The organism is Sporomusa sp. (assembly GCF_035561255.1).
Lineage (GTDB): Bacteria > Bacillota > Negativicutes > Sporomusales > Sporomusaceae > Sporomusa.
Window position 1 is genome coordinate 1 of the sequence record NZ_DATMXX010000254.1, and the last position, 23863, is coordinate 23863.

Sequence of the window (23863 nt, forward strand, 5' to 3'; positions counted from 1 at the left end):
ATCAAAAAAGGAGTATATTTGACAAAAATCATAAAAAGGAGAATTAAAAGATCGTGCCCATTATGAGGAAAGTAATAGTAATTATTATGGGCTGCATCATTCTGTTGAATGGTGCACTAGATATTGGCTATACAACATGTTTGGCCAGTCAAAATAGGCTATGCCCTGAAGAACTATGGATGGAGTTAGATGTTTCTGCAGAGCAAAGGAAACGTATTGACGAAATGATTGACTATGCAGCTACCGAATTATTAAAGAATCAACCAAACTTAAAAAACGCCAGCATGTTGGATCTCTTAGAATTTGAGAATCTGGTGAATGACAGGAGAAACCGGGTAAATGAAATGATCTCAAAAATATTAACAATAGAACAGCAATACGCATTCGATAACCAATTACAAATACAAGAACAAACCAGAGACCTTTCTACCATGTCCCTCTTGAGTTTAAATCTTACTGAAACGCAACAGCCACTCGTACTCTATTCATTAATCGGGTCTCAAAAACAAGTTTGGTCCATTATTTCAGATAAAAAGCTCTCCTGGGAAGAACGAAGGAAAAAGTTAAAAAAGGTGGACACAATTAACAAACTGCAAAAGCTGTTAACCAAAGACCAAATAGATAAATTGAAAATATGGTCGAATTTACTAAACCGCTTTAAAACGTAGAGTTAGCACTCTTTTATATACTAAGGACAGACTAAACAAAAAATTTGTAAGTTGAGGTAATTTTATATGGAAGAGACAATGAGTTTTCAAGCACAATGCCTGTCTGTTAATACCACGAGTAAAAAAAGTATTGTCATTGGCCCCGGTGCTATTATCGGCAAAGATGTTGTCATTGGCGAAGGAACTAAAATCGGGGCACATGCAATGATTGCCGGCCGGACAATAATTGGCAACAACTGTATTATTCACCCGCATGCAGCAATTGCGGCTGGACCATTCGACAGCCAACACGCTAAGGAAAATTTGGTTATTATCGGTGACAATACCCAAATTCGCGAATTTGTCACAATTAATGGTTCAACTGAAAAAGGCCTAAAAACGCAGATCGGCTCACATTGCCTAATATCAGCATACAGTCAGATTGATTCCAACTGTATTATTGGAGATTTTGTAGTACTCTCCAACGCAGTAAAACTTGCCGCCCATGCGGAAGTAGAAAACCGGGCCGTTATCGGTGGATTGGCAATCATTCATCCGTTTATAAAAATTGGGAGAAGTGCTATGATCGGCGGTATTTCTAAAATAATCCATGATGTCCCTCCTTTTATCCTGGTTAATGGTAATCCAGCACAAGCATTCGGCATTAATTTGATTGGTATGAGACGTGCGGGAATAAGCGAAAACAAACGTCGGATCATAAAAAAAGCTTACAAAATTCTCTATCTCCCAGGATTGAGTGTTGCCAGCGCTTTAGAGGTAATGGAAGAACAGCTTGTTCTATGTGAAGAATTGAAATATTTTATGGATTTTTTGCGCAGCAATAACAGAGAGATTTGCGGCAAAGGCAAAGCCTACAAATCAAAACTACGCTCAACACAGGTTAACTAACACTGCACGCTAACATAATGCATTTACGCATACTTAGCCCTTAATAACTAATGTATTGTAAGGTGGGTTTATGTTAAAAAAAGTTTTTAGTTTATTATTCATAATATTTAGCATTCCCTCTGCGGTTTGTCTGTCAAACCTGACAGTGGATGACCACTCTTCAGAAAACTTCTCCATTGACTTTCATCTCGGCATCCCCGATAATCACAGTACTATAGACCAGTTATACACCCGCTATATTTTTACGGCAGGCTTAGGGTCTGGATTTGCCGGACAATATGTCTATCAAGATGCGCAAACAGAAAGCGATGGCAACCGGATAAAATCAACACAGATAAATATACTTAAATCCTATCATAAAGGACTTTCATTTTTGATAGGCTCTTCTCAGACTGAACTTGTGGGCAATTATTCACGCATCGACATCGTTGCAGGAGTTCAGGGCACTGTTTATATAGGCTCCAAGACCCGGGCCTATACCAGTATGTCTATCGGCACTGGTGTTACCAGCTATTCGTTCTCTATTGGCTACAGTCTCACTCCCAATACTGAACTCAAATTAAATTACAGCGACTTAAGATATAAAGATTTAGCTCCGGAAGTCATTACTGTAAAAATTCCTCACGGAGGCATAGTCTATAGTTTTTAAATATATTATGGGCAGGAGAACAATATCATGAAACGCACTTTATATTCCTTAGCTTTTGCTGTTCTATCGCTGTTAAGTTTAATTACAAGTGCAAATGCAGCAGCACCATTACCACATGGTTTCAGAGGGTTAGTCTGGGGACAAGCACTGGAAGATTTTACAGAAAAAAACAGTATGCAGGACACATCGTCAGCTTTTGAAGACAAGTTTCTGGGAAAGAACGAAACAGCATACAAACGCTTACATGATGACAATATCATTGGCGGAGTAAAATTTACCGCTGTTACCTATATTTTTTGGCGTGACAAATTCAAAGCCATAACTGCTTATACTGCGGGAAGCGATAAATTCACTCAATTAATAAATTTAACAAAAAAAAATTTCGGACGTCCGAAATCCATAGAAGAAAATCAATACTGCAAGCGTGTCATCTGGTCAGATAAACAAACTGAGTTAGTAATTACAATGGCAGGAGATGATCATCAAGTTCATCTTTATATGAGGTCGCTTGCAATTGAAAATTTAGAAAACCGCTGGGAAAAGGCTAGCAAATCACCCACTCATACTGAGTTGTGATTAAGAATACGGCTAACCTTACATTTAGAGGAGGGTCTTTATGAAAAAAGTTATGTTCCTACTTACATTGTTGCTGCTTATTACTGTCTGCACTGCCTTGGCAGCTCCCATCAATTCTTTGGAGAAGCAACAAATGGCAGTAGGTATCGTCGGGGGGAATGTCACAAATACTTACTATCTTGAAGACAAAGTGACCAATAATCTAAGTATAGGGATACAATATATCGATGGTGACATTGACAGTTATGGAAAAATAGACTTTTCGAATAACGCCAGTCCGGGAACTACTCCCAAATTGATTATTGGTAACAGGGATTTTCGCTCAGGTTCAACAAAATATATAGGTGCTTCGGTAAGTGCTCCCATGAATGAAGATTTTGCCGGTTATGCGATTGCGCTTTTCGGTAAAAGTCTTCAAGAATTGCAGTTGGGCGTTACAAGCGAATTAAACGAGTCCGTGTTCATGAATTTAAACTATCGCCTAGTAGAGCATCATGGCACTAAAAAAGGTATCGGCCTTGGAATAGGCTTTCGCCTTTAATCGCAAGGACGGTTGCTATGAAAAGAAAGAGTATCTTGTTAGCCTTAACTTTACTGCTTTTTGCTTCAGTAACTTTTGCGGCTACTATTAAAAATTACGAAGAGTATACGGGAAGACGAACATATACGGTAACAGATACCAAATCATCCAGTATTTTTGACCTCAACAGACATTATAAGATCACTACAACATTCAGTTCGATCTATGAAAAAGGCAGTAACGAAGCTGTAAAAAAGTTAACTTTACAGTACGATTCGGCCGAAGATGCTGTCATATCCATCCGGCCGGCAATCAAGCTTATTATTGATGATCAAACCTGGCAGGTGACGTCAAAATCCCACTCCACCGTCAACAGTGACGGCAGCACACAATTTATTTGGACTCTTCCAACTGAGGTAATCAAGTCCTTGATGGAAACGAAAAAAGCAATTACAGTAAAGTTTTTTTATAGTACACCCAATGGTGATTGTTTTAAGGAGTATACGATCCCCTACAAAATTGTTGCAACAGTACAAACAATGTATTTGCAGAATATCGAACCGGTAAATTCTTTAATAACGGAATAGTATCATTCATTTAGAGCTATTCTAAAAATTTATACACTTTATGCATCGCAACTTAATATTAATAAATTATTAAATATATGTTGCTAGTCTTCGAGTCCGTTTTTGACAGCCGGGGACTAGAGGCCACGGATGAATAATACGAACACGGATGTATCAAAGAAGGTTTCCTATGAAGCTGTTATTAGTTGAAGATAATTTAAAACTCCTGGATTCTTTGACCCATATATTAAAAAAATCAGGCTATATAGTAGACACTGCTACTGATGGTAAAGCGGGAGCTGAACTGGCATCCCTGGAAGTTTACGACATTATTATACTGGATCGCATGCTTCCTTATCAGGATGGTCTGTCTGTTTTAAAAGAAATTCGCGAACAAGGTATTAATATTCCCATTCTATTTCTAACAGCCAGGGATAGCCCTGATGAGAGAGCGGAAGGTCTATATGCCGGTGCCGATGATTATTTAATAAAACCCTTTGCTATAAGTGAGTTGTTAGCAAGATTGCGCGTTCTTATCCGGCGAAAAACCACCAGGTCCTTAGAACCGGTAATTAATGCTGCGGGGCTAACTTTAGACCCATTTCATAACCAGGTGACAAAAGGAGAAAAAAAATTCCACCTTACTTCAAAAGAACTGTTACTCTTGGAACTGCTAATGCTCAATTGCGGTCAAGTCGTAACCAGAGAATCTATTATGGCAAAAGTTTGGGGCTATAATTCCGACAGCAGTTTTGCAAGTATTGATACATATGTGCATTTCCTGCGCAAAAAACTGGATATTTCCAATATCAAAACCGTACGTGGTATCGGTTATTATCTGCAAAAAGACGAGGAAAACGTACTGCACGGGTAACAGAAATCCCCTGCTAAAGTTTCATAGCTAGTTATGGCAGTGAGGCAGCGGATGACACGCTGCACGGGCTGATGCGGAGCGGGCGTACAAGAAGTCGGCGGCATCATCGCCAGCTTTAACTAAACATTTTATCCTTTATAGCACTTAACACACTTCCAATGCTGCTATTAATAACCCATGTTGCAGAACTGTCCAGAGGCGCTGGCTCTTGGTTGATAATCAATAGTTTCGCTCCATTTTGCAAAGCTAACTGTGGTAAATAATTGGCTGGCGACACCACTAATGATGACCCAAGTACCATGTAAAAATCGGCATTTCTACTATGCTTTACTGCTTCTTCCCAAATGACTCAAGGGGACGGTTCTCTTGAGTCATTCCTTTATCAAACTTATCCTACCACGGAAACAATGAAAAACTGGGACAAGTTCCTGTCCCCTGTCTCGCCCGGGCCAGTGCTGGTGCCCGTGCACCCGTGCATTCACTGAAAAATAGAAATGAAGAGATTCGAGTGAATTACAAGTAAATTGAGACATACAGACAGGATTTTTCCCAGCCAGTTGCATGTTACAATTTATGGGTATATAGAAAAAGGACTGACGTGTTGCAAGAACGCCAGTCCGTAGGCTGTCTAACCAGAAAACGGTTAGCCCGGATTGTTAGTTATTATTAAGAAATAACAGCGAACCTTGGTAGGGGGCGGTTATTTCTTTTTTATGATAAGTAACACTAGTAGATGGATTGCAGGTAGGAATTTCTTCCTGGTAAGCATTGTTCGCACAACAACGGGGCTTCAGGTGCCATCACCTTTCCACACTGTGTACAGCACTTTTTACCGGTTAGAGCTACTGCCTTTTGGCTGGCAATGATCTTAATACTGCTTAACGCATTGTCTATCTGCAAGGCGCTGCGCGGACAAAGCAGAGTACAGGCCCTGCAACCGATACACTTACTTTGGTTATGAAGCAATTTGCGGTAACCGCCTTGTTCTTCAACCGTCAGAATGAGCGCGTCCTGTTGGCAGCTCCTGACACAAATTCCGCACATATCACAGTGCTCGTTCACTTTGCCTCCCCAAAATAATGGGCTCATATCCCGCTTGCTGCTCTGCGCCGTTTCAGCGGGGATACTCTCAATCAGCAATTGCCGGTAAGATGTATCCTGATGCAAAGACAGTGGCAGCATATCCAATAAGGTTTCTCTGGCCCGGGAAAAACAAAACGCAAATAATTCCCGACGGTTAATCTTTATGTCCTCTTTACCACGTCGCAAAGTTAGCTGTATATCCTGTCTGCCAAGCTTGCGTAAAACAGTGTTTGCCATTTCAACCGTCTGCTTGACGGCTGCTGCCACACCGGGATTACAGACTTCACAACGGTGGCTGTCCAGGGAAATCCTCACCTGCTCTGCCTTCACGCCAAAATAGGTCAAAACGTAGGCGTCAAGCATTCCCAGACACTCCATTGAACTGTCCAGCTGCAGTTTACTGCAACCAAATTCGACCGCACCGTTCTTCAATTCAGGTTTGGGCGGCTTGTGCGGAACGACGATGGCCTCAGCAGGACAAGCCGCAACACATAACCCGCAGCCAGTACAACTGTCGGTCAGACTAACCGGTACATCCCGGTTGGAAAGTTCCACTCTCATGCTCCGGTTAGGACAGACCGTTTCGCATTTTTGACAATTTATCCTGCGGATTCGCCGGTTTAAGCATCTGGCCTGGTTAACATCAGCCCGCTGCCCCGCTGCCGCCAGAGCCATATTCTTGCCTCACTTTCTGCGCGAGTATTCTGCTTGTGCCAATTGTACAGTTAGATAAAAATCTGGCCTGCATACACAATATATAATCGCAAAAGCGCACTGCCAATCATCACCAACGTGCAGTTGACCAGCAGCGTTCCCCGGGGTATTGCCGACTGGGTTTGGTGGTAACTGGCTCCCCCTGCGGTCAAACTGACAGCAGGGCTCATTGCCACTTTGGACCCATGTAACGAAGTAAGGGAAACAATAATGGGTAAAATCAACCCAATCCCCACGACCCCTATCCAGAAGATATTGGCCCAAATACCGCTGGTCAATGCTTGTTTGGCGACCACTGCATATTGACCGCCCATATTTAACAAGCCGGTAAACATAACGAACAGGACAAACAATTCTATGGGTAATAGCTTGGTATCCACTGACAACAGATAATGCACATTTTTTTCTTCTACCGATTCATTAAACAATGTCACGCCTAAGGCAATACAGGCCCCCACACCTGCCGACATGCCGGAAATCAGGAATAACAGCGGCAGCAAAGGAACATTGAGCAACGGTTTTGCCCCCAATGCCGAGAGTAAAAAACCGGTATAGACAGCAATGGAGATAGCTACAAGGCTCATTACCCATTCTAGCCATACCCCTCTGTTTTCAAACCATTCGACCAGGGGCAGCAGTGGCTTAAAAAACCATTCCGACAACGGCGAATCAGCCAGATATTCTTTAAATACAATGGCTGCAAAAAGTGTAGACAGGCCGGAGTAGATCATCAGTAAAATTACACCGATGGACATGACGGATTGGAATTGATAATGAAGCATAAGCAGCCAAAACGACAAAGGTTTGCTTAAATCCACAATGAGCAGGCCCTGGCCGATCATAATAGAAATAGGCGCCAACAAAGCCCCTGCCTTGACCATCCCATCATAACTGCTGGCACTGCCGTTTTTCCACTTTACCAGCAACGCTGCAATGAGTGCACCGGCGCTTAAGCCGGCCAAAAACAAATATACAGCAACAGGCCACTCCCACTGTATCACACTATATTGGGCCATAGCCCCCCATAATTGATCCATTATTGTCCACCTCCCCGTTTATTGGGAACACTACAAAGCTTTGGCCGTGTTCCTAAATATTCTTTAGATTTCACTGTATGCTGCTGCATTGCCTGCCGAATTTCGCTTTTCGGATTATTGAGATCGCCAAACACCAGCGCACCGGTGGGGCAAATGGATACACAGGCCGGTTTTTCCCCTTTTTGCAACCGGTTTTCGTAACAAAACGTACATTTATCGGCAGCACCGGTAACCGGATTAATAAACCTGGCTTGATACGGACACGCATTAACACAGTACTTACAGCCAACACACTTTTTTTCCTCGACCATGTTAACGCCCTCTTTATTTATATAGGAGGCTCCGGTTGGACACACCGGAACACAGGGAGCATTCTCACACATTACACAAGAGTGCCGCTCAAAATCCATAATAAGCCGGGGATACTCACCCTTGGGTCCATCAATGCGGACCTGCAGGCGGTAGACATCGTCCGGAACTTTATTCTCAGCCCGGCAGGCTACCGAGCAGGACTGACAGCCAATACACCGATTGCTGTCAAACAGCATGCCATAGCGTTTATCTGCCATAAAGATGATTCCTCCTTATACCTTTCTGATTTCGACCCCGGCAGTATGAAGTGAGGTGCCGCAAACTGGCCCCATGACCGAAGGCAGCATCAATCCGGAATTAATCCCTTGTTTGTAAGCCCGCTTCAACCCTGGCGACACCCGGCCGAATCCGAAATATGTAAACACGGTATCCGGCCGCACGCCCTTACTGATCAACACAACGGCCTGTTGCTTGCCGGATTCGGCAGCAAGCTCAACCTTATCCCCTGTCTTTAAAGATAATTTTACCGCAGTGTCCGGATTAATCCACAACCGGTTTACCGGCATTAATCCATGCAGCCAGGGTATGTCATGGGTATGGGCATTGGTATGAATCGCTGCTTTGCCCTGAATAAAATAAAACTGATGATCCTCTTTCAATTTGACTTGCCGGTAAACGGGAACCCCTCTGCCAAACAATTCCTGAACTTCGTGGGACAACAGCTCGATCTTTTTGCTGGGCGTCTTTAAATTCAGCAATGGTTTGTCAATAATCCCCTGCTCATTAACCTGACTTATTGCTTCCGGATACTTGGCAACAAACTGGGCTACCGAATTTCTATCCCGCAGAAAAAGCGGTTTAATACCGAAATTAATGAATCCCTTTTCCTTAGCCGTTTTGATTAAATCCTGACGGCCGCCCAACTGAATAGCCCGGATCTCCTCCATATTGCTCCAGGGGAAATACTGCCCCAATCCCAGCCGGTCTCCCAAATCTTTGAATATTTGCCAATGAGGTTTAGTATCATATACCGGTTTTACTACCTGCTGGCGAAGCGTATACGCAGGTGCACTGCCACCGGCATTATTAAAGCCTTCATCCCGTTCCAGAAAACTACTTTCCGGTAGAACCACATCGGCATACCAGGCGGTATCAGAAAGGTTGACATCACAAACCACAAGCAAATCAAGTTTCTTCAAGGCCTCAATAACCCGCTCGGTATTGGATTGACTGATTACCGGATTATAACGTAATACAAACCAGCCCCTGACCGGATAAGGCTCCCCTGTCAGAACAGCTTCGGGAATGACCTGAACCACGCCGTCGCTGGCCGGAACCAGATAGTGAGGCTGACCTTTTACCTGGGCACCGTCCACTCTGGCTTTGGCCGGTTTGGGGTAAGGGGGGACTTTGGGCGCACTTAGACCGGGGACAACGCTTTTACCGACAAGGCCATTAATTACCCCTGCCGACTTGTCAAGATACATGCCGCCCGGCACTTCAAAGCTGCCTAACAACAGGGTTGCAATGATGGAGGCCCGTCTTAGCTCGAACTCTTCCGGCGAAAACGTCGTGCGCCAGCCCCAGTCAATCATGGCTCTTGGTTTTGCTGCCGCCATCTCCCGGGCCATGCGTTCGATATCCTGTTCATTAATGCCGGTTTCCTGAGCAGCCCAGGCCGGCGTAGCTGCAACAACAGAATCTCTTACCGCTGCAAATCCTTCTGTATACTTCTCTATAAACTCTTTATCATACAGATTATCGCGGATCAATACATGAACAATAGCAAGTACTAAGGCTAAATCAGTTCCCGGCTTAATCGCATACCATTCATCGGCTTTGGCCGCGGTAACCGAAAACCGGGGATCTACCGAAACCAGCTTGCAGCCGTTTGCCATGGCTTTCATTACGCCACGAACGTGTGATACATTGATGCCTTCAAAATAACTGCGTCCTAATGACAGTAAATACTTGGCATTCCCATAATCAAGGGATACTGCCGCAGTGCCAAAGGTGACTTCCTTAGCAACTGTCCGGGCAATCGGACAGGTTGATTCATGAGTAAATATATTGGGCGAGCCGTAGGCTTTGGCTAATGTATCCATATACGCTTTATGTGTACCACCCCGGGCAGCAAAGACCATGCTTTCAGCCCCGTGCTTATTCTTAATTTCCTGCATTTTATCCACTACATAGGAATAGGCTTCATCCCAGGATACTTCTTTCCACTTGCCCTCACCGCGCTCACCGGCACGAATCAGCGGTTTTTTCACCCGTTCTTTATCATACAACTGGGAAATTGCAGCCCCGCCCCGGGCACATACGGTTCCTCCCGTAGCTGCCCAGTCAGGATTGCCGGCAATATAGGTGACCTTCCCGTTTTCGATTTTGGCCTGTATGGGACAACGTGAAGTACACATCTCACAAAAGCTGCGTACCAGCTGACTTTCTTCTTCCTTGGTTTCAGCCGAAACTTCCGGAACCATCCTGGTGATTGATCCGGAAACTGCAATTGCGGCTGCGGTAGCCCCTGATAGCTTTAAAAAAGTTCGTCTTGTAAATTTTCTGCCCATTTTCAACCGTCCTCCTCTTCCGTCATTTTTGCAATCTGCTTTTTTTTTCCCAGTTGTCCCTGAATCCCAAGACAGGCACCCAGACTGGCTGCATCTGCAATTTGACTCGGAACCACTACCAGTCCCCCCTGTTTTTTCAGGCTATCATATAGCACATTGAGCGATCTGAGCTGAAAAGCAATCGCACTGTCCCCGTAAATATTGGCTGCTTCCACATAACTAGCAGCAATTTCCCGTTCAACAGACCCCAGAATAATACGAGCCTTTCGTTCCCTGTCGGCTTGAGCTTCTCTGGACATCGCATCCTGCAATCCTTCAGGAATAATAACATCCCGAATCTCTACAGACTGGACTGCAACTCCCCATGGCCCTGTTCGTTTATCAATCATTTCCTGTAATTCAGTGTCAATATTCTCCCGTCCGGCTAACATCTCTGACAGCATGGTTCTGCCGATAACATCTCTAAGGGCAGTTTGAGCTGCCCAGGAAACAGCCTCATGGTAATTTTCCACCTCCAATGCCGCTTTCTCTGCATCCCAAACCATCCAAAACAGCACCGCATCTACATCCACCGGTACATTATCTTTCGTTAATGTCTGTTCGGCATTAAAGGAAGTGGCAATAACCCGCTGGTCGATCCAGAAAGGTGTCGTATCAATAATAGGTATTGTAAAAAACATTCCCGGCCCCACCAGGCCATGAAACTTTCCCAGCCTCAGCACAATTACTTTTTCCCACTGTTGGGCAACTTTGACAGATTGTGAAGCCAGAAAGCCAAGGATAAAACCAAAGATAATACTCCAGTAATTGTCATACACCACGGCATACACGGCCGCAATTAATATAATCACTAAAAAAATGGCAAACGGCAATGCACTCCGCATAGGTTTCCGTTGGTTATGAGCAGTTCTATGCATTCGCACCCGATCGGTATCAGTCTTCATGCTCCCCCTCCTCTTGTCTGTTCTGCTTTAATTTTTTCTCCAGGCGGCACAGTACATTTTGGGCCTGATATCCCAATAAATAGGCGTCAGATAATAGCTGTTCCAGTAAAGCGTCAAGCTGTTGCTCTTTCACCTCCGACTCAAAGACTTCCGGCAATCCGCAGACAAAGGTTCCTCGTCCCTGATGAGTCGAGATAATTCCCGCTCTTTCCAGTTCGGAATAGGCTCGTGCCACCGTATTACTATTGATGCGAAGGTCTACTGCCAGTTGCCTTACTGTTGGCAGCTGCTTTCCCGTTGGATACGCGCCTTTGATAATCAAGCCTTTGAGGCCTTCTTGCAATTGAATATATAAGGGTACGCCGCTCTTAGGATCTATTGCCGGCAACATTACTAGCCCTCCCCGTAACAAAGGTAAAAAGATGTTCTTATTCCCGGGACTGAATCGCAAATCTAAATATCACAATATCCTATTGTACTAATTCATTAATACAATTATTGGCTAGAAAAACAGAAATTCCTGCAAGACATGGCAATCTTTCCTAAAAAAGTTGCAAAACAAAAAACTCTGCCAAAGGAGGTATGAACCCGTAAATAGTATGAAATAAAACGAAAAAACCCGAAAGGCTAGTGAGAATAGGGGCTGACGGGCAGGTAATATTAGCCAAGACAACACCTGAAAAAAAAGAGAAGGCCGACAGATTTTTATGTCTGTTGACCTTGATGTTCGACTTTTGTTTGACAAAGTTTGATTGCTGCCTTGCTGGGCTATTCAAGCCAAGAGGCATGTAAAAACCAGCTACCAAAACCCGACTAAACGAGTTTAAACGGTTTTTTCTCACATTAAACCTGATTAGCATCTTCCGTATTACGGTGTACTCTGAGGCTTTTTTTCTCAATTCCTGATTACACAACCCAACAAGCGCGCCATACGCTGGTCTAGAGGCTCCAACAGAGTATCAATCTCTGCTTGTCGTTTTACAATCAGTTCCCGCGGAGTCTGGGCCAGCAGCTTGTCAAGGTCTACTGCTGAAGTAATTTCGATACTTCGCCGGCAACAGACGTCTCTGCATAAACCGCATTGCGTGCAGCGCGATACATCTGAGGAGATGCTCCAGAGGCCATCCTGTTGGCTAATAATGATGGCCGCAGTCGGACAAACCTCAGCACAGACTCCACAGCCATTACAGTTGTCAGTAATGCCGATATTCCCCCAGAGGCCGCTTTGAAAGCCTGTACATGCAGTTACCGTGTTCTGGATTTGCTTTAGGGAGTTTGCCAACAACCACCACTTCTCAGGCAAATACTTGGGCTCCACCATGGGATTCGGAAGCTCGTTGCTATTTTCCCGTTGTTTGTCACCCGCACCAAAAATCATTGCCGGCAGCACCTGTTGAAAGAGGCCGGTACCTTGTCTCTTAAAAGCTGTAAGAAAGGCACGTCGGGACATGCCAGGCACCTCACCGCCCGTGATCGGCAGAGGTTTAATTTTCTCCGGCATCTTCTGGGTAAGTGCAATTACGGCAGGATAATTCCAGCATTCCAGTAGCCGGTTTGCAGTATTAGCCATTGTCTCAGCCAGACCACAAAGCTTATGCTGCAGGCAGTCTGCACAGGAGGCGTTAAGAATGGACACACTGGTTGCCCCTTGAAGCATCGCATCGACAAGAATAGATTCATCACATCGCACAATACATTGCACGGCGATGGCGCGTTGACGCTCTGTGGGATGAGCTTTGAGATAGGCTTCACATGCGAAGGCGACTGCCCCCGAATGTTCCACATGGAGTGCGACAAGAGAACGCAGTTCTTTGTTAGAAGGCAGCTCGGCGGCAAGCGCACCACTGGGGCAGACCGAAGTGCAGGCGCCGCATCCAGTACACTTTTCAGCTATAAAGGCAAGGCCTTCCGAGCTGGTGATGGCACCACTCGGACACACCGAAGAACAGAGCAGGCAGGAACTACGCAGATGCCGCTTACGTAGGCAGCGATTTTCGTTTATGACGATACCCCTCTTATCAAGTTTGGCACAGGCCTCCGTAAATAGTTCAAGTTTAGATAGCATTACAGACCATTCACCTCCAAGGAAATCGGATTGCCTGAACCGGACAGTTATCTGCACATTCCCTGCACTTGGTACAGTCACTGATATCACCTGTTCCACTGCCATTTTTAATATCCACGTCAAAGCTGCAAGCACTGCGGCATCGCTGGCACTTGGTATCATGGCTTTCTTCCAGACAGAGGGAACGGTCCACGGCAGGCACAAGCCTGCGATTGAACCTGCTGAAGAGGCTGAGCAAAGCCCCGACGGGACACAATTTGCTACACCACTTTTTCACGAGCACCAGTTCAGCAATGATTATGATGGGAAAAACAATAAGATCAAACGTCGGCTCGTTGAATTGCAGGAGGCGGATCAACGCAAACAAAGTCGCGAATACCAGTCCGATCGGACAGATGATACAGAATACGGGAAACCCAAAGATGGCCGAGGCTCCCAGCGTCACGCCGAGAACAGCAAGTCCTGATGCGGAGTTCTTCTCAGCGCTGGAACCAGCCTGAAAGCAGGAGACCTTTACTCTTTCACCGCCCTCAGCAATTTCATGATGGGAAGCACTTTTCGAAGCCTCCTGCCCTTCATCAAGTTCGTTGACTAGCAATTTGCGCACAAGGGGAACAGGACAAACCCAGCCGCAGAAGACACGTCCCACTAAGACGGTCAACCCGACGATTGCGAAAAAAGGAATTAACACCTGTGGCAGGATATCCCGGCTGGCAAGCACCGTTTCCAGGTAGCCCACGGGACAAATCGCGGCGATCTTGTCTATGCCGAAGGCTGAGAGAGAACCCGTACCGGCACTCCGGGCCGCCCCAACAGTTACGGCGATGGCTACAGCTGCCATCGTTGCCATTCTCAACGTCCTTGTTTTACTGCTATTCATACACTTCCTTCACCTCTGCGGGAAACAGGTCCGACTACAATACCACGGACGTTACCGCCGACGTATGACCGCATCACCAGGGCAGGACAGACTTTTTCGCAAATGCCACACCCGTTACAGGTATAGGAGTCAACAACCGGGCGACGCTGTTCGTCAAGCGTGACCGCATGATAGGGGCACGCGTTCACGCATACCGTACAACCGCCTGCATCCCAGGCAAGACAGATGTCCTTTTTCACCCTCGCCAGTCCAATCTTCACAGTATTGATATCGAATGGTTTCAAAGCCTGGGTGGGGCAGACACGGACACATTTATTACAAAAATTGCAGTACCCGTGATGGAATTTCATCACCGGCGTACGGGCATCAAGAATACTGTCCGACAAGTTCGCCAGGCCGATGACGGAAGTAGGGCAGACACTTCGGCAGCGGTCACATCTAATACATCTGGCAATAAACGACGCCTCGTCCTGTCCTCCCGGGGGACGCAGGAGCACCTCTCGCGGCGGAAGCTTGCCAACTCCGCCAAGTACGAGAAGAACAGCAAAAGCTCCACCGGTAATTTTCAGAAAGGTGCGCCTTGAGAGACTTGTCATTTATACTCCGGCCTCGCTGGCAGTTTCGGCGATCATATCTTCAAGGAGGGTACGCTCCAGGCACAAGTAGCCGTGAGTGACCTTCGCCACAGCTTTGTAGAACTCAGTCTCAGCATACTTCCCGATGTCTGCACAAAACGCAGGCACCCAGTTCAACAGATGCTGTGCAAGAAAATCCATCTGCTCCTTAAGACAGACCGAGACCGCCGACCAGTCCTGCGTAACCAAAGCCTGTTGTGTCCCGTGGCACAGGTGCGCCATGAATTCAAGTTCGAGTGCTATATGATCTTCTGGAAAATCCAGCGTTTCCGCCTTGTTCAGACCTTTTGCGCGGTAAACTGCCATCACCTGATCCCGGGCATCCTGCATGATCAGCCGCTTCGGACTCGTGTAAATCGACTCGTACGGATACGCAGCTGCGTCTCCGGCGATCCCCGCACCCAGGAATACCCTTGCATAGTCCACGGCCAGCTCAGTCACGGGATCACTCCCAGGACTCCGGAAATACTCCTCAAGCATGCGATATCCTTCGCCAAGCTCGTCCTCTACGCATTCGGCTGGATAACCCAGACCTTCCATCTGGTCCAGCAATGTTTGATCCGCTTCAACCTTGTAGATACGCCCCAGCATTCGATACAGACTCTCCCGATTGGAGATAAGTGCCGAGTACTCTGATATTTTCTCCACGTTCTTCCTCCGTTTTTGTTATATTGGACCATAATCTAAAAAAACTGCCTAACACTACTGCCAATTAAGAACATCAATGCCCGGAATGCAACGCCTGCAATCAGGACAGAGACCAGGCCCAGCGTGGCCGTCGTAAGCGGCGGTATAATCCCAGCCTTTTTCGTACAAAGCTTCGTCATTAGCGCTGCAGGAACAAGTAATCCAAGCAACACCATTCCGCCCCAGAAGAGCTGTGCCAGATTGCCGGCCAGAACCCTCGTTACCGACCGGGTCACATCCGGATAAGGTGCAACGGCTATGTGTACCAAGTACGCAATGATCAGCACCGCCTGAATTGCAAGCGCGGCCAGTATCGCACGGTTTATCATGATTGTTGTCGCTGCCGTTTCCGTTGTGGCCGCCGTTTCTGTTGCCGTTACGGTTGTTATTGCAGTTTTGTCGTAGTTTTCTGTGTAGACAAGCAACAGACTGAGACAGAAGCAGCCCATAACAGCTGCCGAAGCCGCATAAAGTGCCGGTAAAATCCAGGTATTCCAGGCAGGTATGGAAGGCATCACATATGCATCACCATTCACAACGACAAGCGCAATGGCGAATATCGCACCGACTGTAGCGATAGCTTTGCAAGTGTATGCGGAAGCATTTCTTCGCAGTGCAAGCAGATAAACCACTATGGCCAGACCTAGCAGAAAGCTCAGCGCCGACTCCATAAAGATGCCGGAGGTTGGATTACCCAGCGCACCAAATATCCGTTCAGGATGACCTAAATGCAGGGTGCTTGCCATACCGCCAATGCCTAAAGCCGCAATCGCAATAATCGAACTCATCGTTCTTATTTGCTTTGCCTTGCCTAACCATTCGGTTATGATAACAGAGCCGGTAAAGGTTCCGCAGCCAAGTCCAATAAACAATGTAAAGAAAACTAATGGCCATTGAATGCTCATATCATCACTCCTTCCATACAGCCGTTTTGCTATGCAGAATATACCGGGCGGAAGGATGATTCCCCACATCTGGCAGAACATGCACGCTGTCATTACCAGCATTTTGGATTACTTTTACTACATCACTGTTGGGATCATCAATGTCGCCAACAAACCGGCACTTAGCCGGACAGTTCTTGACACAGGCCGGCTGCTCGCCAACGGACTGCAACTGGGTGCATAACGTGCACTTTTCCACTACCTTCGTCTCTTCGTTGAAGGTACGGACTCCATAAGGGCAGGCCATCATGCAATACCGGCAGCCGATGCACTTTTCCTTATCGACGAGGACAACTCCGTCCTCGCTCCTATAGGACGCCCCGGTCGGACAAACCTTAACACACGGCGCTTTCTTACATTCTTGGCACATCGCCGGCAAAAAGTACATTTCTACTTTAGGATACGTGCCTGTCGGCCCTACCGTCAGTACCTTGTTCCACGTACATCCGAGAATAACCCCATTCTCCTGTTTGCAGGCTACCTCACAGGATTTGCAGCCAATGCAGCGATCCAAGTCGACTACCATAGTTCTTTGTGACATAATTACACCTCAACCTCTTTCATCGGATCGGCTGTCTCAGGGAGCCATTTCTTGAACTCCTTTGGTTTAAGCCAGACCCCTTTGGGCGGACCATCGGCCTTGGATACCCTAACTTGATAGCCTCGTAAAGTGTAGGTACCCACAACATCATTAAATGGGGCATCATCTTTTGAAAGTACGTTAACGTTCATTTCTTGCCAGCCATGCGTTTCTGTGTCTAATGTCTCAGGATTCCAGAAACGCTCCATGTAAACGACTCCCGGGTTGATACCTTCTGTTACATTCGCTTTCGCCTTAATTTTGCCGCGCTGCGACTCCACATTTACCCAATCACCATGAGCAACACCATATTTTGCTGCAGTCTTCGGGTAAATCCAGATTTCAGGTACAGGGTAAATTTCTCTTAACCAGGGGATGTTCCGCAATGTCCCGTGGTGGTAGAACGGCAGTCTGCCGTTGGTCATGACCAGCGGGAACTTCTTGGCAATTTCACTGCCTGCAAGCGGACTTTCGTGAGGTTCCATGAAGTATGGCAATGGATCATAGTCCTTGGAAGCAGGCGGCAAGGGATATGTGGCTAATGGCTTTCCCGTTCTTCCAAGCTCAATTATGCCTTCCCAATAGAGTTCGAGTTTCTTGGAGGGTGTACCGAATCCTGTCGGCTGCCCTGTCTTCAGATCAATCTTCTTGTAGACGTAGTACTCTTTCCATTCATGCTTGGGGAGGTATTCGACAGGTGCCTTTTGAATGAATTCCTCCCATTTCATATTGACCGCGCCTTGGCAAGAGGAATCGAGCAGATCCTCCATTGTATGCCAATAAGGAAGGTCCTTGCCCATAAATTCGGCATCAAATGCCTTTTTGCAGTTCTCATGACCCATATCCGCGCAGCGTTTGGCCAGCTTAGACCAAAACAGCGTCTCATCCATCGTCTCCCAAAGATGGGTTACAGCCTGCCGAGCAAAGAGCATGTTACAAGCCACTACCGGGAAATCCGTCTCCAGCCACTCTGTGGCCGGAAGCAGCATATCTGCGTAGGCCGAGAATGATGTAGGATACATGTACATGTGAACGATAAACTCCAACTGCTCAATGACTGGCACCAGGGAAGAGCTATTGGCGAGTGCACCGAACTTGTTGCCTGACCGCTCGATCCATACCCGCGGTTTATAAGGGTTACCGGTGAGAACCGCTTGCAAGACTGCTGAAGGCTGCGCGGCCCACCACTGGAGAAGGCCCTTGTGCTCTATGCCGCCCAGACGCTTTTTTAGTTGTTCTTCCGAAAGCAGCTTCAGGGCAGGCGGAACAATATAGGTGTCAAAATTAGGTGTAACACCGCTCGGTTTAAAGCGCTGCATCAGCGTGCCAGGCTTTTCGACGTTGCCCAGCAGCGAATTGAGAATAACTGCGCCCATCGCCGCCTGCACCGAGTTGGGATTCTGGTCGGTGGCAACGCCTAGGCTGAGGCCTGCAGGCGAGTTTTGCACGTAGATCTTAATGGCTTCTTCAATCTTAGTTGCATCAAGCCAGCAGATTTCCGCCGCCTTTTCAAGGGTAAAGGGTTCGGCTCGTTCCCTGAGCAGTTGAAAGCCCGTCTTGCACTCCACGCCGTTTACAGTGAAGGTGCCTTCAAGGGCGGGCGCAAGGCTGTCATTCCATGGATAGGGCACAGGCTGAGCCGAATTGGTCTTTGTATCCCACACCATAAAGGTGTCTGGTCTTCCTGCGGCCTGCTCACCAACGCGCAGCATCATATGTGTATTGACGTCCACAAGATAAGGAAGGTTTGTCCACTTCAGGACGAATTCTTCGTCGTAGAGTTTTTTGTCAAGGATGTAGCGAGTCCAAGCCAGCATCAGCGCCACATCGGTTCCAGGCCTAATGGGCAACCAGACATCTGCTTTGGCGGCATCTGGTGTCAGGCGTGGATCGATGACGACTGTACGCACTCCCCGGGCACGAAGCTCGGCTACGGCACCTCCACCGCCGCCAGGGCAGGAATAGGAAGGGGCCGTTCCCCACAGAACCAGCGTCTTGATTGGCGTTTCGTCGGGGTAATAGATCTCAAGACAGTTGGAGTCAGCAATACTGGTGTCAGCTCCGCCATACATCAACCCAAAAGCCAGGGTACGCGGCAGATAGCACTGCGCGCAGCCGGGCTCGAACCAGTTGGGCGTATCAAAGGCATTGCAAAAACGGGCAATGCTCCAAAACTCAGGATTGCCCCCGCCGCCGGTGGAGCAAAAGACAGCTTCCGCCCCATATTTCTCGCGAGTCTCCATGAGTTTCTTAGCAATCGTGTCGAGCGCCTCATCCCATGAGATACGCTTCCACTTATTCTCACCGCGCTTACCGACTCGAATCATCGGATACTTATTGCGGTTAGGATGATAAAGGGCCTGGATGCCGGCAAGTCCTTTGGCACACAAAGCTCCCTTGCTCATGGGATACTCGGGATTGCCTTCGAGCTTGACCACGCGACCATTCTTAACATGCGCCAGGACACCGCAGTTGGCAATACATGCCCGGCAGTTCGTTTTGACAATCTTTGTCTCAGATGCCGGTGCGTCCGCCGCAGCTTCACCTTGCGTGAACCCCGTCTTAAACGAGCCACCAAGTGCTGCCGCAATTCCAGTTACGGCAGTCGCTTTAAGAAACTGTCTTCTATTAAGTACCAGTTGTTTCATCTGTTCTCTCCCCTACCACTGAATAATCAGGTATAAAAACTTTCGTGCATAGGCTGAACTCTAACGACGTCATTAACGGGATGGTGGCCTACTCTCCCCCTGTTCGTAAGCCACCTGCAATTCACAGCCCATGTTCGAGTAACTTCTGACAGAAAAAACCTATATTGAGCGATCTTACTTCCCCGTAGCTGCAGATATCATAGCTTTTACATTCTCAATCTTGGCGTTAGGCGGTACGGTACAACCGGAAGAGAGAATAAAGCCTGTTCCCATATCTTTAATCAACCGGGCACTATAGTTGTAAACTTCTTCTGGCGTACCCAGGGTCAGTTTGGCAGCCGGTACATCGCCTTTGATACACATACGGTCACCGAGTACTTCTTTAATTTTATAAATATTAGTGGCGCCATCGGTTTCGAACACAGCTTTTCCTTGCGGTAGTTCGCGGAAATACTCAAGGTCCCGTTCCCAATTTCCATCCAGGTGCAAGCTGATCACAGCACCCTCTTCAATGACTACGTCGGCCATCGCTTTGATATATTTCCAGACAAAACGTTCCCATAGTTTCCTTGACCAAAACTCACTTGCACCACGCGCCGGAGATACAAATACAGCCTTAGCCCCGGTAGCCCGTATCTGTGCCCGCACCGCATCACCAGTCTCCTTTTGGATAATATCCAGGACAGCCTCCACCTTATCAGGCATTTTGTATAAATCCTTGATAAAGCTCGACATGGAGCGTCCACCACCAAGAAATTCAGGAACTGCTGAGGTTAAGACAGGGGTATAAACCATGTAACCGGCAGCTTCGATATTTTTGGCTAATTGCGGAACACCAGCCAATTGCCCAAAAAGATTTTCCAGGTCAATTCCCAGTCTGTTGCCTAAATAATCGATCATAAAAGGCGTCCAGCCTTTATTCAAAATAGTGTCATAGTCGTCCCTGGTCATTTGTTCTTGTTCATCCACTTGCCAGACGGCGTCATCCGGTAACTCGCGTCCTGGCATTTTAACTTTAGACATATAAATTAGCGGAAACAGCTGACCCGCCCCAAAAGAAACATTTGTTCCATCCAAATCACCAAAAGCTTTTAAAGAATCGAGCATAAGTTCATTTGCACGTTTAAAACTTGTACAATATTCTTTCATTGTTACGCCCATATGCGGGGCAGCGAAAGCGTCAAATAACTGTATTACCGGTGTCCTGTCAGTCTTTTCCAATGCGATTGTTTTCATTACTCGTTCTGTACGTTCTTGAAGCAATTCTTGTGCTGTTTTCATGATTACCATTCCCCTCAAATTATATATTTACGGTATTTAAGACTTACCGGTCAGTTAACTGGCGGGCATTTTGCCGTACAAATGCGGCGAAGCCTGAACTAAAGCGTTAAAACTTTTAACTAGCCATAAATTTTGCAGGATTACGAAACTTCGGATTGGACTCATCCAGAAAATATCCAAAAACAAGGCTAAATGCCATTAAAATAACTACGACCAACATCATAAATGGAAGCCCCGCCGCATCGGCAATCTTGCCGGCAATAATCGGCCAGATAGCACCGCTGATGAGATCCCCCGAGGCCTGAGCAACCACCATGGAAGTCGCTATTAAACGGGGCGGTACCGATTCCATGGGGATAATGGTCATAACAAATGGAGCGACAGCGGGCACAAACCCTCCGAATAGCACATACATCCAGGTAGCTGACATGCTGCCTGGGGCCAGATACATAGCTAACGGTCCCAGCAGGCTCAAAACTATGCACACAACCATGACTGGTTTTCGGCCGAAATTATCTGACAATTTTGTAGTCACTATGCTAAAGACGACATACAGTACTCCCATGGCTGAAGTTACCCAGCCCATGTCTTGCACGGAAAGTTTAGCTACATTAACCAGATACATGGGAGCAAAAATCATTAGTGTCATATATCCGATAATTGCCAACACATTCATGATGACACAAAGGGGAACGTTTTTAAATTTCATTACATCTTTATACACATTGCCGCCCTTTTGTTCTATAGCAGCATCTACCGCTTTCGGCTCGACTTCTTTTATCCATAAGATGACGGCAGCTACTATAACAAAAGTGGGAATACTAGCCACGAGGAAGGTATTTTGCCAGGAATACTGGGCCGCAAGTTGCGTAATGAAAATTGGACCAATGGTTGCGCCGATAGCACCAATACCAGCATTTACAATACCGACATTACGGCCAAATGTGCCCTCTATTGAGGCGTCAGCGACAATGGCATAAAGTAGAGCACCTAACGGCCCGGCGAAAATACCGCAAATTGTCCGGACAACTATTAATTCAGTAACCGTGTTGCAAATTACGCCCGCCGCCATGAATACCCCTGTTCCAATTAAACATGGCACCAGGATGCGTTTTCTATAGCCCAATTTGTCGGACCAGCCAGCAACGAGAAATGCTGAAACTGCCCATGCAATGGAAAAAACAGCATTTAGCATGCCGATATCCGTATTCGTAAGTCCTAATTGCGGCGCTAAAACAGGCATTAGAAAATTGATAGACAGCCTATCCAGCATCATAACACCCATGGCTAGAAAGCATATAGCAGTCGCTGTAATTCCGTACTCACGGGATTTGCCACTCATAATATTCCCCCCTCCTAACTTGTCACATTTTTGCGTTAAAACAACCAGGTTAACTGACTAATCAAGAATTTCTGATCTTTCGTATCTACTGAACCACTTACTTTCACAGCTTGCAAATCGCCATAGATGAATGAAAGCATAGCCTGCGGTGCAATCGTCATTTCAACCCCGTACTCAAATCCTTTAAGATCATTGATACTGCTGCCTTGAGCAGGATAAGTCCAGTTATTCGGGGCATTCAATGCACCAGTATATTGGAGCAAATCAAAACCATTGTCACTTTTCCGGTAACCTATCCACGCACCCGATGTTCCTACAACGAATGGATTCGCACCTTTATATTTTGCCTTGAGAGATATTCCCTTAGGAGAATTACCAGCATTTGCAGCTTTTGCATTGGATGCTGTGTTTTCACCATACTCACCTTGCAGGTTAATATTAGGTATCCCGGTATATTCTAATCCCACTGCTTTAGAATCATAATTCTCTTTATGTTTATCGGAAGTATAGGCAAATAGCATGGTTGTATCTTCGTTCAGTTTAAACTGGGTATCAGCCAGCAACCATGAGTAATCTGTTTTTTTGCCAGAATAAATCGTTGTTTTTACATTTTTACCAAAGCTGATTTTTCCGCCGTCTAGATAAGGTGCACTAAATAATAGTCCTTTGCCGGCGGTGGCAATGAATCTTCCTGCAGCCCACTCTAAGTTACCAGTCTTACTGGCATAATACGCTTCCTCAAACTGAACCGAGCTATCAGTTCTCGTATCGCCTGCTATAGAATCAGTTCCGATTATCGCATGAAAATAATTGTTGCTGTCAAACTTTTTATCCACAAATACGTAAAAAGCAGAGCGGATCTCTGATTTATCCGTTGGTTGACCAGTGTAATAGGGATCCCCGCCAATAGCAGCGTCCGGTACAAGCGCACGCGGATTCTTGGTCCATTCATGTCTGATGCGCGCTAAGCCTGTGATTTTCAAACTCTTGTTATCTTTGTCTTCCAAATTTTTAACACGCACACCTATACTTTTTAAATCTTCAGAAAACTCAGCAGATAACTTTTCTATTAAAGCCTTATTTTCGGTATTAGCCTGATCTTCCTTAGTTAGCGCATTGGCCACAATAAGCGCCATTTCATATCTGGTCATAGTTTTGTCACCACAGAAAGTCCCGTCACCAACCCCATCGATAATACCGGCTTTAGCCAATTGGGTTACCGCATCATATGCCCAGTGCTTGAGCGGAACGTCGCTAAAGCTGCTGCCTGCCGCAAATGCGAGGCTGGAAAGGCAAAAACTCAGCAATATACTGAAAACAATAATACCTTTTTTCATTCTTTCATCTCCTTGGATTTAAAGTTTAGGAATTTAACACAAGCTCGGTAGGTCTAAAGC

23 protein-coding genes are annotated in these 23863 nt (G+C 46.4%); 7 read left to right on the forward strand and 16 right to left on the reverse strand.

Annotation, left to right across the window (positions count from 1 at the left end):
* Positions 1-53 precede the first annotated feature (53 nt).
* The 7 genes from VN379_RS14255 (at position 54) to VN379_RS14285 (ending at position 4741) form a co-directional block, all read left to right on the forward strand.
* On the forward strand, positions 54-668 hold the full coding sequence (locus VN379_RS14255) for a hypothetical protein (protein ID WP_325534951.1): 615 nt from the start codon (positions 54-56) through the stop codon (positions 666-668).
* A gap of 66 nt (positions 669-734) precedes the next feature.
* A complete protein-coding gene (gene lpxA, locus VN379_RS14260; protein ID WP_325534953.1) occupies positions 735-1556 on the forward strand; it encodes an acyl-ACP--UDP-N-acetylglucosamine O-acyltransferase in 822 nt (273 codons plus the stop codon).
* A 70-nt stretch (positions 1557-1626) separates the two neighbouring features.
* The gene (locus VN379_RS14265) at positions 1627-2205 is read left to right on the forward strand and encodes a hypothetical protein (protein ID WP_325534955.1); all 579 of its coding nucleotides are present in this window, start codon (positions 1627-1629) and stop codon (positions 2203-2205) included.
* Positions 2206-2232: 27 nt separating this feature from the next.
* Positions 2233-2781 (forward strand): hypothetical protein, encoded by a 549-nt coding sequence (locus tag VN379_RS14270; RefSeq protein WP_325534957.1) that lies wholly within the window; start codon positions 2233-2235, stop codon positions 2779-2781.
* Between the two features lie 40 nt (positions 2782-2821).
* Complete coding sequence (locus tag VN379_RS14275) at positions 2822-3322, forward strand: hypothetical protein (RefSeq protein WP_325534959.1); 501 nt, start codon at positions 2822-2824, stop codon at positions 3320-3322.
* 17 nt (positions 3323-3339) lie between these two features.
* A complete protein-coding gene (locus tag VN379_RS14280) occupies positions 3340-3888 on the forward strand; it encodes a hypothetical protein (RefSeq protein ID WP_325534961.1) in 549 nt (182 codons plus the stop codon).
* Positions 3889-4057: 169 nt separating this feature from the next.
* Positions 4058-4741, forward strand: coding sequence for a response regulator transcription factor (locus VN379_RS14285; RefSeq protein WP_325534963.1), 684 nt, complete (start codon positions 4058-4060; stop codon positions 4739-4741).
* 726 nt (positions 4742-5467) lie between these two features.
* Here the strand turns inward: VN379_RS14285 and VN379_RS14290 are convergent.
* The 16 genes from VN379_RS14290 to VN379_RS14365 form a co-directional block, all read right to left on the reverse strand.
* On the reverse strand, positions 5468-6499 hold the full coding sequence (locus VN379_RS14290) for a 4Fe-4S dicluster domain-containing protein (protein ID WP_325534965.1): 1032 nt from the start codon (positions 6497-6499) through the stop codon (positions 5468-5470).
* 50 nt (positions 6500-6549) lie between these two features.
* A complete protein-coding gene (gene nrfD / locus VN379_RS14295; RefSeq protein WP_325534967.1) occupies positions 6550-7575 on the reverse strand; it encodes an NrfD/PsrC family molybdoenzyme membrane anchor subunit in 1026 nt (341 codons plus the stop codon).
* Positions 7575-8144, reverse strand: coding sequence for a 4Fe-4S dicluster domain-containing protein (locus VN379_RS14300; protein ID WP_325534969.1), 570 nt, complete (start codon positions 8142-8144; stop codon positions 7575-7577). The genes nrfD and VN379_RS14300 overlap by 1 nt, the downstream gene beginning before the upstream one ends.
* A gap of 15 nt (positions 8145-8159) precedes the next feature.
* Entirely contained in the window at positions 8160-10460 is a 2301-nt protein-coding gene (gene phsA / locus VN379_RS14305; RefSeq protein WP_325534971.1) for a thiosulfate reductase PhsA, read from the reverse strand.
* A gap of 2 nt (positions 10461-10462) precedes the next feature.
* Positions 10463-11404, reverse strand: coding sequence for an SPFH domain-containing protein (locus VN379_RS14310; RefSeq protein ID WP_325534973.1), 942 nt, complete (start codon positions 11402-11404; stop codon positions 10463-10465).
* Positions 11394-11795 carry a GntR family transcriptional regulator gene (locus VN379_RS14315; RefSeq protein ID WP_325534975.1) on the reverse strand — a complete coding sequence of 134 codons (402 nt, stop codon included), beginning with the start codon at positions 11793-11795 and terminating at the stop codon, positions 11394-11396. Before VN379_RS14315 ends, VN379_RS14310 begins: the two co-directional genes overlap by 11 nt.
* Before the next feature lie 504 nt (positions 11796-12299).
* On the reverse strand, positions 12300-13469 hold the full coding sequence (locus VN379_RS14320) for a 4Fe-4S binding protein (protein WP_325534977.1): 1170 nt from the start codon (positions 13467-13469) through the stop codon (positions 12300-12302).
* Between the two features lie 10 nt (positions 13470-13479).
* Positions 13480-14349: a 4Fe-4S binding protein gene (locus tag VN379_RS14325; RefSeq protein ID WP_325534979.1), complete on the reverse strand. Its 870-nt coding sequence runs from the start codon at positions 14347-14349 to the stop codon at positions 13480-13482.
* Entirely contained in the window at positions 14346-14945 is a 600-nt protein-coding gene (locus VN379_RS14330) for a 4Fe-4S dicluster domain-containing protein (protein WP_325534981.1), read from the reverse strand. Before VN379_RS14330 ends, VN379_RS14325 begins: the two co-directional genes overlap by 4 nt.
* On the reverse strand, positions 14946-15632 hold the full coding sequence (locus VN379_RS14335) for a molecular chaperone TorD family protein (protein WP_325534983.1): 687 nt from the start codon (positions 15630-15632) through the stop codon (positions 14946-14948).
* Positions 15633-15667: 35 nt separating this feature from the next.
* Positions 15668-16576 (reverse strand): dimethyl sulfoxide reductase anchor subunit family protein, encoded by a 909-nt coding sequence (locus VN379_RS14340; RefSeq protein ID WP_325534985.1) that lies wholly within the window; start codon positions 16574-16576, stop codon positions 15668-15670.
* 4 nt (positions 16577-16580) lie between these two features.
* Entirely contained in the window at positions 16581-17156 is a 576-nt protein-coding gene (locus VN379_RS14345) for a 4Fe-4S dicluster domain-containing protein (RefSeq protein WP_325534987.1), read from the reverse strand.
* Between the two features lie 2 nt (positions 17157-17158).
* Positions 17159-19843 (reverse strand): molybdopterin-dependent oxidoreductase, encoded by a 2685-nt coding sequence (locus VN379_RS14350; protein ID WP_325534989.1) that lies wholly within the window; start codon positions 19841-19843, stop codon positions 17159-17161.
* Positions 19844-20017: 174 nt separating this feature from the next.
* Entirely contained in the window at positions 20018-21124 is a 1107-nt protein-coding gene (locus tag VN379_RS14355; protein WP_325534991.1) for a uroporphyrinogen decarboxylase family protein, read from the reverse strand.
* Between the two features lie 115 nt (positions 21125-21239).
* Entirely contained in the window at positions 21240-22466 is a 1227-nt protein-coding gene (locus VN379_RS14360) for an MFS transporter (protein ID WP_325534993.1), read from the reverse strand.
* Positions 22467-22501: 35 nt separating this feature from the next.
* Positions 22502-23803, reverse strand: coding sequence for an S-layer homology domain-containing protein (locus VN379_RS14365; protein ID WP_325534995.1), 1302 nt, complete (start codon positions 23801-23803; stop codon positions 22502-22504).
* Between the last annotated feature and the right edge of the window lie 60 nt (positions 23804-23863).

Coding starts and splice junctions, on each gene's coding strand:
- lpxA (WP_325534953.1), top strand. CDS start 735: ATGGAAGAGACAATGAGTTTTCAAGCACAATGCCTGTCTGTTAATACC.
- VN379_RS14265 (WP_325534955.1), top strand. CDS start 1,627: ATGTTAAAAAAAGTTTTTAGTTTATTATTCATAATATTTAGCATTCCC.
- VN379_RS14270 (WP_325534957.1), top strand. CDS start 2,233: ATGAAACGCACTTTATATTCCTTAGCTTTTGCTGTTCTATCGCTGTTA.
- VN379_RS14275 (WP_325534959.1), top strand. CDS start 2,822: ATGAAAAAAGTTATGTTCCTACTTACATTGTTGCTGCTTATTACTGTC.
- VN379_RS14280 (WP_325534961.1), top strand. CDS start 3,340: ATGAAAAGAAAGAGTATCTTGTTAGCCTTAACTTTACTGCTTTTTGCT.
- VN379_RS14285 (WP_325534963.1), top strand. CDS start 4,058: ATGAAGCTGTTATTAGTTGAAGATAATTTAAAACTCCTGGATTCTTTG.
- VN379_RS14290 (WP_325534965.1), bottom strand. CDS start 6,499: ATGGCTCTGGCGGCAGCGGGGCAGCGGGCTGATGTTAACCAGGCCAGA.
- nrfD (WP_325534967.1), bottom strand. CDS start 7,575: ATGGATCAATTATGGGGGGCTATGGCCCAATATAGTGTGATACAGTGG.
- VN379_RS14300 (WP_325534969.1), bottom strand. CDS start 8,144: ATGGCAGATAAACGCTATGGCATGCTGTTTGACAGCAATCGGTGTATT.
- phsA (WP_325534971.1), bottom strand. CDS start 10,460: ATGGGCAGAAAATTTACAAGACGAACTTTTTTAAAGCTATCAGGGGCT.
- VN379_RS14310 (WP_325534973.1), bottom strand. CDS start 11,404: ATGAAGACTGATACCGATCGGGTGCGAATGCATAGAACTGCTCATAAC.
- VN379_RS14315 (WP_325534975.1), bottom strand. CDS start 11,795: ATGTTGCCGGCAATAGATCCTAAGAGCGGCGTACCCTTATATATTCAA.
- VN379_RS14320 (WP_325534977.1), bottom strand. CDS start 13,469: ATGCTATCTAAACTTGAACTATTTACGGAGGCCTGTGCCAAACTTGAT.
- VN379_RS14325 (WP_325534979.1), bottom strand. CDS start 14,349: ATGAATAGCAGTAAAACAAGGACGTTGAGAATGGCAACGATGGCAGCT.
- VN379_RS14330 (WP_325534981.1), bottom strand. CDS start 14,945: ATGACAAGTCTCTCAAGGCGCACCTTTCTGAAAATTACCGGTGGAGCT.
- VN379_RS14340 (WP_325534985.1), bottom strand. CDS start 16,576: ATGAGCATTCAATGGCCATTAGTTTTCTTTACATTGTTTATTGGACTT.
- VN379_RS14345 (WP_325534987.1), bottom strand. CDS start 17,156: ATGTCACAAAGAACTATGGTAGTCGACTTGGATCGCTGCATTGGCTGC.
- VN379_RS14350 (WP_325534989.1), bottom strand. CDS start 19,843: ATGAAACAACTGGTACTTAATAGAAGACAGTTTCTTAAAGCGACTGCC.
- VN379_RS14355 (WP_325534991.1), bottom strand. CDS start 21,124: ATGAAAACAGCACAAGAATTGCTTCAAGAACGTACAGAACGAGTAATG.
- VN379_RS14360 (WP_325534993.1), bottom strand. CDS start 22,466: ATGAGTGGCAAATCCCGTGAGTACGGAATTACAGCGACTGCTATATGC.
- VN379_RS14365 (WP_325534995.1), bottom strand. CDS start 23,803: ATGAAAAAAGGTATTATTGTTTTCAGTATATTGCTGAGTTTTTGCCTT.